Here is a 13,467-nt window from a genome sequence, read left to right as displayed (position 1 = left end):
TTCTGCTCTATACTTTATTTATAATTTGAAAGCGGAAACAAAAAAAGGAGAGTAATTATGATGAATAAGAAAAAATTATCGTTGGCAGTCGGCATTTTAAGTATGAATCTTCTATTGATGTCAGGTTCAGTTGTGGGGGCTGCCATTGCGGCAATCGCCAAATCTTTCCCCCAAGAACCAATCTCGAAAGTTCAAATGCTTAGTTCGATTCCCCAATTAGGCCAATTAGTTGCAACTATTGCATTTACTTGGCTGACTTATAAAATGACGCGTAAGAATATTGGTGTCTTTTCCGTCGCTGTGGTCGCAATTAGCGGATTATTGCCGATTTTTTATAATAATAGTTTGAATATCATTTTAGCATGTATGGTGGCATTAGGTTTTGGCTTAGGCTTAATCAGCAATGTCGGTCCGGTTTTATTACAAGAGCATTTTGCTGGGGAGGAACGGGCGACTGTGATGGGCTGGGCCGTGGGCTTTAATAATTTAGGGATGATGGGCTTCACCGCAATCGGTGGTATGTTAGGGGGAACAAATTGGAAAAATCTGTTTTGGGTCTATGGGGCGGCAATTGTTATTCTTTTGGTCGTTTTATTCTTAGTACCTAAAGACAGAAAACTTTCAGAAGAAGAAGTTTCAGCCCAAAAGGGACATAGCTTTGGCAAAACGGTGAAAAGTTTGAATGGATATGTTTATGTAATGCTCCTGGTAACTTTTGTTACGTCCTTATGTATTATGATTTTTATGGCGAACCAATCAATCTTATTGGCTTCAAAAGGAAATGGTACCGCATATACCGCAATGGTCACTGCACTTGGAAACATCGGTGGAATCTGTACGGCATTTGGGTTGAAATATATTCGTAAAGCGACAAAAACAGATACGATGGCTTGGGGCTTTGTTGCTTTCGCCTTATCATTTGTTTGTATCGTTTCCTTCAATAATCCAATCATGCATATCATTGGTAATATGTTTTCAGGTATGGGGATCGTGATGGTCAATGCAACGATTCCGTATGAACTGTCAGTTTTGGCAAATCATCAACAATTTCCGGTTGCTATCGCAATGAATACGTTGATTTCTTCAATCGCAGGCTTCACAGCACCGATGCTCCTAGCCGCTACTAAAATTTCAGCGGGAGCAAACTCGTACTTCGCTGGAATTGCTGTCAGTCTAGTAATGGCAGTATTTCTACTAATCACACGTTTAGGTACACGTATTGAAAAAAAGTCTGAACAAACGATCCAAGATCAATTAGAGAAATTTCAAGAAGCCTAAACTGACTTCTTAAAAAAGCTTGTCTACAGCAAAAATAGCGCTGTGAGACAGGCTTTTTTTCTTTCCAAGGAACTAACGCTTGTTTGAAAAAGAGATCGGTTGTAAACTTAAGAAAGGGTTCTCATTTCACCTTTTAAAGTAAAAACTGATAAGAGAGAAGGTTTATGATGTACGTAGCAGATGAAAAAAGATACGAAACAATGAAATACAATCGTGTAGGCAATTCTGGCTTGAAGCTGCCAGCGATCTCACTCGGATTGTGGAATAATTTTGGCGGTTACGATAATTTTGAAAAACAACGGGAAATTGTTTTAGGGGCCTTTGATCGGGGGATCACTCATATTGATTTGGCGAATAATTATGGTCCGCCCGCCGGAGCCGCGGAAGAAAATTTTGGTCGGATCATGGCACAAGATTTGAAACCGTATCGCGATGAATTGATTATTTCCTCCAAAGCGGGGTATTATATGTGGCCAGGGCCTTATGGCGAATGGGGTTCAAAGAAAAATATCATCGCCAGCTGTGACCAAAGTCTGAAACGGATGGGCTTGGAATATGTGGATATTTTTTATCATCATCGTCCAGATTATGATACACCGTTAGAAGAAACGGCTGGAGCATTGGATTTGCTGGTGCGTCAAGGCAAAGCATTATACATTGGGATTTCAAATTACGATGCACAGCGGACAGCGGAGATCACAAAAATTTTCAAGGAATTAAAAACACCATTCATTATCCATCAGCCGCGTTATAATATGTTTGATCGTTGGATCGAAGACGGCTTGACTGATGTATTGGAAGAGGAAGGACTTGGTGCGATCGTTTTCAGTCCGTTGGCTCAAGGCTTGTTGACAGACCGCTATTTAGACGGCATCCCAGAAGATTCCCGGGCACATCGTTCAGAGATTCAATTCTTGAATGAAGAAAATGTGGAAGGGACGTTGTCGATCGTCCGTGAATTAAATGAGATCGCGCAAAAACGGGGCCAGTCTTTAGCTCAAATGGCGATTGCTTGGAATCAACAACAAAAAGCTGTCATTAGTGTTTTAGTTGGCGCGTCTAAGTTAAGTCAGTTGGAAAATAATATCAAAGCACTGGACAACTTGGAATTTACTGCCGATGAATTAGCAGCCATCGATCGAATTTTAGCAAAGAAGAAATAATCAATAAAGAGAAAGCAGCTTGTCAGACGTCAATGGACGATTTCTGACAAGCTGCTTTATTTTTGTCGTCTTTTTCGTTTTTGATGCAAGATTCCTTTTAGTTTGTCTTCCTTCTGTTCAAGACAATAGGTGAAGGTCATGCTGGAAACACCAGAAATCGCCCAGATATACCAGCTATCTTGACTATTGAAGCGACTGAAAAGAGAGATATCTTTTAATAGTTCATGACCAAATTCAGAAAAAATATCACTGACCGTAATAGCCGAGTGATGAAGCCCATGCATCACGATACCTAAAATGAAAGTCGCTAGCCAGCCTAAAAGGTAAGGCAGCCCCTTTTTAATCAGGACAATCGGGCGTTGATAGCGATCAAGTTCTTCTGTGACTTTGATCTCTGATTTTGACGCTTGGAACCAACCAATCAAGCCAGCGACTAAGATCAAAATAATCGTGGTAATAAGATTTTCTTGCGTCCAAGTCATGGTCACTAAGAACATGATCAGTGAGTAGACGGGGATACTTAATAATTCTAGGCGTGAGCTTTTTTTAAATTCAAAGGCATGCATCGATAAACGAAATGCTAGAAACAGCAATAATCCGTATACGATCAGTTACATTTTTAAATCCTTCTTTCAAACAATGATCAATTCCCAGATTATAACGAAACACGAGTGATCTGTAAAGAAGTGATAACCTCATTGAGAGAATTATTCTATCAAATTTTCCTTTAAAAACGACGAAAACTTCCGCAAGTACGTCTGATCGTTTTGATCTTGAATGGCGGCGACGAGATCTTGATCGTTATCAGCAGTTTCCAGATCAATGATCTTGATAGGATATTTTTGCTCCAAACTGCCGTCATTCATCCCGGAATATAAGAAAGCCAAGCCTTCTCCCAGTGAGACGCGAGCCAAACCTTCGTCGAGATCCTTTACATAAGAAGTCGCCTTTACGTTGAAGCCATATTGCAAGAATTGGTTCACGACATAATCCACGATGATCGGTGATTGTTTGCGTTCTAACAAAATAACGTTCTCTTGATTCAGATCCGCGAAAGTCAGGATTTTTTTTGTGCTTAATAAATGCTTGAGAGGTAAAGCGACTTGCAGGTGGTTTTTCATAAAGGTCAACTGTTGGATCGCGTTGTCTTGTTGAAAATAGGTCGCTAGATTAAAGACAAGATCATAGCGTCCACTTGTCAGACCGTCGACCAACTGCATCGGTGTGTCTTGTTTAACGAAAAAACGGACATTGGGATACTGAGCTTTGAATTGATCGATTAGTTGGTACATTTTGCCTAGATTAAAATTCGGCAGGTAGCCGATTTTTATTAATTGTGAAAGTTGTTTTTGATCATTCTGCTGATCAAAAAGATGAGCCAAATGATCGACTCGTTTCAAAACCTCCATCGTCTCGGTCAGAAATTGTTCTCCTTCATTGGACAATGAAAGGCTGTGGCTGTTACGCACAAACAGCTCCACGCCTAATTCATTTTCTAATTCTTGGATACGTCGGCTCAAGGTCGGTTGAGAGATATATAATTTTTGCGAAGCTTTGGTGAAACTGCCTTCCGTGGCAACTTCGACAAAATATTCTAAAGTAGTTAACTTCATAAAGACTCCATTCCATATTAAAGTAGCCTTAGTATAAATTGAAGTCCGCTATTTCACAATTTTTTCGATTAATTCATTAAAGGTAATTGAAGATAGGAAGCGTATTCGCCGCCTGTGTGAAGGATATGAGTACCATGATTATCTGGCGTACAGCCTGGTGTGCCTGGCATCACGGAACCTAATTCATCCTTCGTACTGATCATAACCCGCAACGTTTCACCGGCTTCGTAAGCTAATCCCATTGGACTTAAAACGATCTCCAATTCAACGATTTCACCTTTTGCAACTTTCTCAACTCGATCAAAGGTATAAGCAGGAATTTCATCCGTCGCGACTTGACGGTCTAGGTGACGCAGCGATGCCCGCAACCGGCCCCAACCCCCTTTATAACGTAAAGCCGAAGCGCCTTCTTGGGTAAAATCTTGCAGTGCCGCGCCGTGATTGGGTACCACAAATTCGCTTAAAACATTTCCAAAGCGATCCAATTTTTGAACCCAAACGAAGACATCTAAATCAGCATAACCCTCTGCTTCCATGAATAATTTGGCTTTGGGATAACCGACAAATGTCGTTTGCTCGCCAAAAGTCATTTGGAAGGAGGTCCGTCCCGGCAAGGCTTCGGCACTGTATTGAACCGGAAAATCCGTTGCTTCAGGTGCTGTTTGCAAGGTTCGGGACATACCATTCAGATAGTAGCGAGTCGTCTCACTCGCGGCTGGCGGGAAACTTTCAGCTGGAATATTCGTTTGATTGCCCCCTTGGAAATCTAAGATCGAATAACGAACCGTTGGTGTAGCAGGCCAATCATTCTCTTTGTCAAGTAAATAGTAATCAAAGAAACGACGCAATTCTTCAATATTTTTTTCGTCATAATAATAAGGCCATTCTTGCCGATCATGGATTCGCAGCCATTTTTCCTGTGAGCCTAAGGTGCGCCAAGAACGGAAAGTCCCCATCGTGTGCAAGGTGTTTGAATAGCTGGCGATCACAAACGCCGGAACGGTGATCTTGCTGGCGTCGGCTTTTTTATCTTGCCAAATTGGTGCATCAGCCAAAGGATAAGCGTCCATTTCTTTCGTCAGGTCTTCTCGTTTTGCGCCAGTTGCACTGACATGATTGACCGCCAAACGTTCGATAAAATTCTTATCAGGAATCCCGCCGATAAAAGCTAGATCACGATAGCCGTCCGCTAGGCCTTCCGTTGGATTGATACAAGTCAAATGAGGCGGCTGCTCAGCGGCGATGTACCATTGGGAGAAGGCTAAGTAAGAAGTGCCAGTCAGAGCGGTTTTTTCATTACTCCAACTTTGTGTGGCGATCCATTCGATCAAATCATAACCGTCCTGTGCTTCTTGCGAGCCGATCATCGTTGTATCGCCTTCGCTGTGAGCGATGCCACGCATATCGGGATTACAAACAGCATAGCCGTGGCCGACCCAGTAATCAGGATCAGGCGCTTCAAATTTAGTCAAACCGGAATTCCAGTGATTGCCCATGCCAAGCATATTGAATAAATTCTTGTAACGAGGAGCAGTACCGGCACTTTTGCCATAGGGGCTCCAAGCAATCAGCGTAGGAACTTTCTCATCTGTAATAGGTAAGTAGATGTCTGTGTAAATCGTTACGCCGTCACGTAATTTCACCGGAACATCTTTTAATAGACGAATATCATTTTTTAACGATTTGAATCCTTCGGCGATGATCTCACCTTTTTTTAAAATCATTTCTTTCGTTTCAAAGGGGCTAAGGACACCATGTTCGATGCCGTTATCAATATAGTCAAAAGCCGGACTGAATTTCATATCCTTCGTAATTTTTGCGGTCATTCTCATTTCCTCCTACTGTTTTGTTTTTACAAGTTGAATTATAGGAGGGGGGGAGACTAAAGTAAAATTGCAATTTTGTATATTCAGATGATGAATAGATGTGTTATGCAGAAAATGAATAACACGAATAAATGCGCTAGTATGCGTAAGAAAAACCTGATACCCTTAAGCTACAAAGATAAAAGAAGTGATTCGTAACTAAGGAGGAATAGAAATGAGTTTACTCGATTCATCGATCAAAGTCGGCAGCTTGGAGCTGAGAAATCGGTTAGTGATGCCGCCAATGGCTACGGCGAAGTCGCAAGCTGACGGGAAGGCCACCGAAGAACTGTGTGACTATTACGAGGAAAAATCTCACGGTGGCCATATCGGTTTGATTATCACTGAACACAGCTTCATTAGCCCAGCAGGAAAGGCTAGCAAGGGACAGTTGTCGATCGCCCAAGACTCAGATGTTGCTGGCTTGAAAAAAATAGTAGCCGCGATCCAGCAAAATCAGACACCTGTTTTTGCGCAAATCAGTCACGCCGGCGCATTAGCAAAAAAAGAAATCACAGGCTGCGAACCGCTAAGTGCTAGCGCGGTAGCATTACCGAAGACCGCTAGAAACAAGCGAATCCCACAGGAAATGACCGATAAAGATATTCAAAAAGTCATCGTTGATTTTGCGGCTGCTGCTTTACGAGCAAAGCAGGCCGGCTTCGATGGCGTCGAACTGCATTCAGCCCACGGCTATTTATTGAATCAATTCTATTCGCCGCTAACGAATAAGCAAGAGGATCACTATACGGGTCATTCATTAGCAGGCAGAATCCGCCTGCATTTAGAAATTATCGAAGCGATCCGCGAGGTAGTTGGCAAAGATTATCCGCTGGCGCTTCGTTTAGGCGCCAGTGACCATTTAGCTGGTGGTACGACGATCGAAGACAGTATCATCGCCGCCCAAGAATTTGAAAAAGCGGGGATCCATCTACTAGATATTTCGGGAGGCTATAGTTTTTACACCCATCCTATGAACCAAGAGCAAGGCTATTTCAGCGAGCTGACAGAGGCCATCAAAAGAAAGGTGAGCATTCCAGTTCTATTGACCGGTGGCATCACAGAAGCAGCAGCCGCAGAAAGACTATTACGAGAAGAAAAAGCCGATTTGATTGGTGTTGGACGAGCGATTTTGAAAGATTCCAATTGGGCGGCGGAGGCGTTGGCAATGCCTTGAAAACGGTTATTTTCATATAGAGAGGCCAAAAAACCACCCAGTTTTGTGGATGGCTGGGTGGTTTTTAAGATGTTTTTCCTTGAATTAATTTGACCGGCAAAGCGTAATTCTTCTCTAATACTTTTTCTGGTGATTCTAGGCGCTGAAGTAACAGATCGACTAATAAATCAGCAAAATCCGCCAAGGGTTGTGCAATTGTCGATAATTGCGGAAAGTAATTTTGAACAAACTTGGTTCCATCATACCCGATGATTTTGATATCTTCGGGTATTTTTATACCCATTTCTTGACAAAGGTTGTACACGAGGATGGCTGTTAGATCATCAGTACAAAAGATGCTGTCAAGCGCTGCAGTTTCTAAGATCCGTTTGATTTCCAAATTTTTTAGAGCCGTTGAACGGGCTTTTGTTTGAATGTTGAAAATCAAAGGCTCTAAACTATTTTCTTTAAGAAACTGCAGATAGCCGTTTAAACGTTCATTCGTCGGAGAATCGGATTCTTGCGTACCAGTCAAAATGGCAATTTTTCGTGCGCCGTGAAGGTACAGATTTTCCGTGGCCAGGTACCCACCGCGAAAATTATCACTGCCAATGATCGGGATTCCGTCGGCTAAGTAGCGATCAAAGGATACAATCGGCAACTCGATATTTTCGTATTCTTTGATCCCTAGATTGTGGGCACCGGCTATGATCCCGTCAACTTTGTTGGCAGCTAACATATTGATATAGTTTCGTTCTTTTTCCATGTTATTCGCACTGTCGCAAAGGATCGTTTTATAGCCAAGTTCAAATAGTTTTGACTCTACGCGCTCCACTAATTCACCATAAAAGGGGTTAGCTACAGTAGGAAAGATCAAACCGATCAGTTTGGTATTTTTTCCTTGTAGTGAACGTGCCAATGAGTTCGGCTGATAATTTAATTCTTTCATCGCTTGATTGACTTTATCGATCGTTTTTTGGCTTAGCGAGCCGTAGTTATTGATGACGCGGGAAACGGTGGTAGGAGAGACTCCTGCCTTTTTCGCGACATCCGTTAGTTTAATTGTCATGCTGTTCTCCTCTATTTCATTGGGCGTAAAGTCCAATACTCTCCAGAGAAAATACCAGTGGTTCCTTCCAATAAGATCGCTGTTTGACCTTTCTTAGGAAATACGCGTGCAGAAGCTACTTTTTCCCCTTGATTGATGAAAACCTCAACTACTGAATGATCCACAAAAATTTGTAAGGAAAGGCCCCTTTGCGGGATTTTGAACGTTCGGCTAGTTCCAAATTCTTTGGCAAAAGGAGTCCCGGCATTTTCACGATTCATTGTCATTGTACCATTTTGGGTATCAAATGAAAGCGTTAATCCTAGGTTTGTGTCGTCATCAGCAAACAAAGTAAGCGTACCTTGTGCAGCCGCGTCTAAGTCCAGCTGTAACTCGTATCGATTTTCTTGAGGAGAATATATTTTCTGGACTGAGCTTAATGTACCATTAAACGAATGATGATCAAGGCGCAGCTTTTCTAGTTCTTTCACAGGGCGTTGAAGTAAGTTTCCATCTTTTAACGTAAGCTCTTTGACGAGACTGAGACAATGTGCCCAGCCTTCTTCATCGGTTGGATAGCCAACTTCTGGCAAGCCGATCCAACTAATTGTTAGCGCGCGGCCATCTGGGGCATTGAAGGCTTGAGTGGCATAAACATCGAAACCTTCATCCAAATTTTTCAACGAGGAAGGGTTATTCAACGTATTGGTCTCACCATCAAAACCGTCTGCGACCACATACGTATTGGGATAAATATTCTGATAGGAAAGTTGTTTTTGATCCAAGCCTTGAGGACAAAAAAGTAAGACTGCTTGATTGTCGATAAAGATCAGGTTTGGACACTCCACCATGAACCCTAATAGGTCATCTGAAAAAGTCATTTCTCCTATACATTGCCAATTCACTAAATCTGAGCTTTTATAAGTAAGGATTTTTCCTTCTTCTTGTTCGTTTTGCGCACCAATGATCAGGTAATACTGCTGGTTAAAGATAAAAATTTGCGGATCACGAATTTCTTGCGTGTAGCCTTTGGGTGAGTTGACAATCAGTGGCTCTGACAGTTTTTGGATCTGATTCTTATTATCTAGCCAAGCACCTAGTTGAAAAGAGTGGCGTTGCCAATCTTGATCACGGACATTGCCAGTGTAGGCTAAAAACAACCGATCGCCGACAGCCAGCGCGGAGCCTGAGTAAACACCATGGCTGTCATAAGGACCATCAGGTAGTATTGCTAGACCTTCATCTTGCCAATCAACTAAGTTTTCTGAAGTAAGATGATACCAAGACTTAATACCGTGAACAGGGCCTAAAGGGTAGGATTGATAAAAGACATGCCACTTTCCATTAAAGTAAGAAAAGCCATTTGGATCATTTAGTAATCCTGTCACCGGCTGAATATGAAAGGCTAAGCGCCAAGTCGAATCATTCGTTGTTTGTTTTAGTTTTTCTAGATAGTCTGTCGGCCATTCATGGTAAGGCTGGTAGCGTAATTCGGTTGACCATTTTTGAACAAGACTCATAAAAGCAGCTCCTTCGAAAGCGTATTCTTTAAGAAGATAGTATAATGAATTGAAATAAATGTCAAACGTATAACAATAATAGAGTTTCTTGTTAAATAAGTGTTTATCAGATGTACAAACTTAAAATAAAAAATATTTGATAAACGTTTGACATTTTATCGGAATGTTGTATGATAAAGATGAAAAAAGCGATTTCACAGAAAAGGGGTTATGACATGAACCATAAAAAAGTAGCAGAAGAAGTGAATCAGGCGTTAGGTGAAGGCAATATTCAAGCAGCAGCTCACTGTGCCACGAGGCTCCGCTTAGTGTTAAAAGATCCATCTTTGATTGATCATGCCGCTCTGGATAACAACGATGATGTGAAGGGAACCTTTGAAGCAAACGGTCAATTTCAGATCATTATCGGACCTGGTGATGTCAATAAGGTATATGCGGAGCTGATTCAAATAGCGAATGTAAAAGAGGCTTCCACCGAAGATTTAAAAGCGGTTGCAAATGCCAATGGTAAAAGTAATCCTGTCATGGCTCTAGTCAAAGTGCTTTCTGATATTTTTGTTCCGATTATTCCTGCGCTAGTAGCCGGCGGTTTACTGATGGCGATTAATAATGTACTGACCTCTCCAAATTTATTTGGCCCACAATCAGTGGTAGAGATGTTTCCAAGCGTAAAGGATTTTGCTAGTATCATTAATCTATTAGCTTCTGCACCGTTCGCATTTTTGCCGATTTTAGTTGGGTTTTCAGCAACGAAACGTTTTGGCGGCAATCAGTATCTAGGTGCTGCGATGGGGATGGCAATGGTAATGCCAGATCTGATCAATGGGTATGGTGTAGCAAATGCGATCGCGGATGGCTCGATGCCTTATTGGAACATATTTGGTTTGCAAGTTGCGCAAGCGGGTTATCAAGGTTCTGTTCTACCAATCGTCGCAGTGGCTTGGATCTTGGCAAACTTGGAAAAATTCTTCCATAAACGTATTTCAAAGGCTCTTGATTTTACTTTTACACCGATGTTGGCCATTATCATTACGGGCTTTTTGACATTCATAATTGTGGGACCGGCGATGCGGGTCGTTTCAGATGGATTGACGAATGGCTTGGTTTGGCTTTATAACACCACTGGTGCGGTTGGCTTAGGGATCTTTGGACTCTTTTATTCCCCAATCGTTATTACCGGGTTGCACCAAACCTTTCCTGCGATTGAGACCACTTTACTAGCAGACATTGCGAAAACAGGCGGATCATTCATCTTTCCAGTCGCTTCCATGGCAAATATCGCTCAAGGAGCAGCTTGTTTAGCCGTTTTTGCTTTATCAAAAAATAAAAAACAAAAAGGTTTGGCTTCATCAGCCAGCTTATCAGCGATGCTGGGTATCACGGAACCTGCGATTTTCGGGATCAATTTGAAATTGAAGTTTCCCTTTATTTGCGGCATGATCGCTTCTGGTGTAGCTTGTGTATTGATCGGTTTGTTCCGCGTCTTATCCGTTGCGATGGGGCCTGCGAGTGTCATCGGCTTTATCTCTATCGCGCCTAAGTCAATTCCAATGTTTATGCTGTCTGGTGTGGTCAGCCTGGTCTTAGGTTTCACCTTTACGTTTGTTTATGGTAAGCGAAAAATGGCTTTTGAAATCACAGATGAAAGTAGCTCGCAAGAAGCAGTCGCTATCAATCAGTCGCCGACACAAGGTACAGAAGAGCCAAAGGACGAATTGATCGGTGCTGCTGTGGCTGGAACAGTCGTTCCTTTAAAAGATGTTGAAGATCAAGTTTTTGCAACTGAAGTGATGGGAAAAGGGGTCGCAATCGACCCGTCTAGTAATGAAATTTATGCTCCGGTTTCCGGCGTATTGACCGTTGCCTATGATTCAAAGCATGCGTATGGGATTCAATCCGCCGATGGGGCAGAAATCTTAGTCCATATCGGTATCGATACAGTGGAATTGAAGGGTGAGCACTTTATCAGCAATAAAAAAGTCGGGGAATTGGTTAAAAAGGGGGATTTATTAGGTTCCTTTGATCGCGACAAGATTAAAAGCGCCGGCTATGATGATAAGGTCATGATGATTGTCACCAACACCAAAGCTTATGGCGATGTGGCGGTATTAGATAAAGGTTCTGTTCAACCCGGTGAAGATTTGATTGCGGTTAGCGAAGCCTATGGAAACTAATTGGTGGAAAAAGGCAGTCATTTACCAAGTCTATCCCCGCAGCTTTCAAGATACAAATGCTGATGGGATAGGCGATCTGAAAGGAATCACTCAAAGGCTAGATTATCTAGCCTTTTTGGGAATAGATGCTCTTTGGCTCAGTCCGGTTTATGAATCACCTAATGACGATAATGGCTATGACATTAGCGATTATCAGAAAATTGGTGCCGAGTTTGGCACGATGACTGACATGGATGAGTTGATTGCTGAGGCAAAGAAGCGTGAAATTCGAATAATTATGGATCTAGTAGTCAACCATACTTCAGATGAGCATCCATGGTTCCAAGATATTTTGCAAAAAGGGAAGGCAAGTAATTTTTATGATTATTATGTCTGGCGTGATGGTACTGAGTCGCAGCCGCCGAATGATTTGCAATCCAATTTCGGGGGTTCGGCGTGGACTTATTTACCGCAACTTGGTCAGTATTATTTCCATCTGCATTCTAAAAAACAGCCAGATTTGAATTGGGAGAATCCACAACTACGGCAAGCGATTTGGGCTATGATGAACTTCTGGCTTGAGAAGGGGATCGGTGGTTTTCGTCTAGATGTGATCGATCTGATCGGTAAAGTTCCTGATGAAAAGATCACGAAAAATGGTCCCAAATTGCATGAGTACTTGCAAGAAATGCAGCAAGCTACTTTTGGCAATTATGATGTCGTGACCGTTGGGGAAACCTGGGGGGCAACACCCGAAGTAGCCAAGCTGTATTCTAGTCCAGAACGCCATGAATTATCGATGGTCTTTCAATTTGAACATATCAATTTAGATAAACAATTAGGGAAACGAAAGTGGGACTTAAAACCATTAGATCCACAAGAATTGCATCAGGTTTTCTCAAAATGGCAGCAAGAATTAGCCGGACAAGGCTGGAATTCACTTTTTTGGAACAATCATGATTTACCGCGAATCATCTCTCGTTGGGGCAATGACCAAGAATATCGTGTCAAAAGCGGCAAAATGCTGGCTATCTATCTGCATTTTATGCAAGGAACGCCTTATATTTATCAAGGGGAAGAGATCGGCATGATCAATTATCCTGTGTCAGCTATTTCAGAGGTAGACGATATTGAAAGCCGCCGAATGTATCATGAACGGAGTCAACAAGGATATAGCAAAGAAGAGATGTTGCACTCGATCAATGCTAAAGGGCGAGATAATGCTCGCCACCCGATGCAATGGGATGCCACAAAAAAAGCTGGATTCACGACAGGAACGCCGTGGCTGCCGGTAGCAGATTCGAAAGAGGTCAATGTTGAAGCAGCTTTAGCTGATCACGATTCGTTGTTTTATACGTATCAAAAATTGGTTCGATTACGGAAAGAGCGGCCCATTATCATTGATGGCAGCTATGAGATCGTTGAAACTAGGAATCCTGTGGTTTTGGCTTATAAACGTCTGTTAGTAGGAGAAGAGTTGTATGTTGTAGTGAATTTTTCAGCTGAAACCCAAACCTATCAGTTAGCAACGGATTTAAGCTCAGGTGAGTGGTTGATTTCCAATTATCAGCAACAACTAAGTCAACAGCTGTTACCTTATGAAGGATTCGCGATCATCAAACAATAAAACTAATATAAGTCCAGCATCAGGACGAACACCTGATGCTGGGC

The 13,467-nt window shown here is 42.2% G+C and carries 10 protein-coding genes; 5 read left to right on the top strand and 5 right to left on the bottom strand.

Annotation, left to right across the window (positions count from 1 at the left end; all coding sequences use genetic code 11):
- The first annotated feature begins 60 nt into the window (after positions 1 to 60).
- Together RV00_RS07125 and RV00_RS07120 are read left to right on the top strand one after the other, a co-directional pair.
- Positions 61 to 1,278, top strand: a complete 1,218-nt coding sequence (locus RV00_RS07125; RefSeq protein WP_071862154.1) for an MFS transporter — start codon at positions 61 to 63, stop codon at positions 1,276 to 1,278.
- 167 nt (positions 1,279 to 1,445) lie between these two features.
- Positions 1,446 to 2,441, top strand: a complete 996-nt coding sequence (locus tag RV00_RS07120; protein WP_071861912.1) for an aldo/keto reductase — start codon at positions 1,446 to 1,448, stop codon at positions 2,439 to 2,441.
- Positions 2,442 to 2,497: 56 nt separating this feature from the next.
- Here the strand turns inward: RV00_RS07120 and RV00_RS07115 are convergent, their stop codons facing one another.
- The 3 genes from RV00_RS07115 to RV00_RS07105 all read right to left on the bottom strand — a co-directional run bounded on the left by RV00_RS07115 (position 2,498) and on the right by RV00_RS07105 (position 5,880).
- Positions 2,498 to 3,007 carry a hypothetical protein gene (locus tag RV00_RS07115; protein ID WP_143141775.1) on the bottom strand — a complete coding sequence of 170 codons (510 nt, stop codon included), beginning with the start codon at positions 3,005 to 3,007 and terminating at the stop codon, positions 2,498 to 2,500.
- A 141-nt stretch (positions 3,008 to 3,148) separates the two neighbouring features.
- Positions 3,149 to 4,054 carry a LysR family transcriptional regulator gene (locus tag RV00_RS07110; RefSeq protein WP_071861911.1) on the bottom strand — a complete coding sequence of 302 codons (906 nt, stop codon included), beginning with the start codon at positions 4,052 to 4,054 and terminating at the stop codon, positions 3,149 to 3,151.
- 68 nt (positions 4,055 to 4,122) lie between these two features.
- Complete coding sequence (locus tag RV00_RS07105; protein WP_071861910.1) at positions 4,123 to 5,880, bottom strand: CocE/NonD family hydrolase; 1,758 nt, start codon at positions 5,878 to 5,880, stop codon at positions 4,123 to 4,125.
- 214 nt (positions 5,881 to 6,094) lie between these two features.
- Between RV00_RS07105 and RV00_RS07100 the strand changes: the two genes are divergently transcribed.
- Positions 6,095 to 7,096: an NADH:flavin oxidoreductase gene (locus tag RV00_RS07100; RefSeq protein WP_071861909.1), complete on the top strand. Its 1,002-nt coding sequence runs from the start codon at positions 6,095 to 6,097 to the stop codon at positions 7,094 to 7,096.
- Positions 7,097 to 7,160: 64 nt separating this feature from the next.
- On the opposite strand, the gene RV00_RS07095 is transcribed toward RV00_RS07100, so the two are convergent.
- Together RV00_RS07095 and RV00_RS07090 are read right to left on the bottom strand one after the other, a co-directional pair.
- Positions 7,161 to 8,144, bottom strand: a complete 984-nt coding sequence (locus RV00_RS07095) for a LacI family DNA-binding transcriptional regulator (RefSeq protein ID WP_071861908.1) — start codon at positions 8,142 to 8,144, stop codon at positions 7,161 to 7,163.
- Between the two features lie 11 nt (positions 8,145 to 8,155).
- Positions 8,156 to 9,643 (bottom strand): sucrose-6-phosphate hydrolase, encoded by a 1,488-nt coding sequence (locus tag RV00_RS07090; RefSeq protein WP_071861907.1) that lies wholly within the window; start codon positions 9,641 to 9,643, stop codon positions 8,156 to 8,158.
- A gap of 215 nt (positions 9,644 to 9,858) precedes the next feature.
- On the opposite strand from RV00_RS07090, the gene RV00_RS07085 reads away from it, so the two are divergent.
- Positions 9,859 to 11,817: a sucrose-specific PTS transporter subunit IIBC gene (locus RV00_RS07085; protein WP_071861906.1), complete on the top strand. Its 1,959-nt coding sequence runs from the start codon at positions 9,859 to 9,861 to the stop codon at positions 11,815 to 11,817.
- Positions 11,807 to 13,423, top strand: a complete 1,617-nt coding sequence (locus RV00_RS07080; RefSeq protein WP_071861905.1) for a glycoside hydrolase family 13 protein — start codon at positions 11,807 to 11,809, stop codon at positions 13,421 to 13,423. Before RV00_RS07085 ends, RV00_RS07080 begins: the two co-directional genes overlap by 11 nt.
- Positions 13,424 to 13,467 lie beyond the last annotated feature (44 nt).

Origin of the sequence: Enterococcus devriesei (assembly GCF_001885905.1) — a bacterium.
GTDB classification, from domain to species: domain Bacteria; phylum Bacillota; class Bacilli; order Lactobacillales; family Enterococcaceae; genus Enterococcus_A; species Enterococcus_A devriesei.
This window is presented reverse-complemented; position numbering and strand designations above follow the sequence as displayed.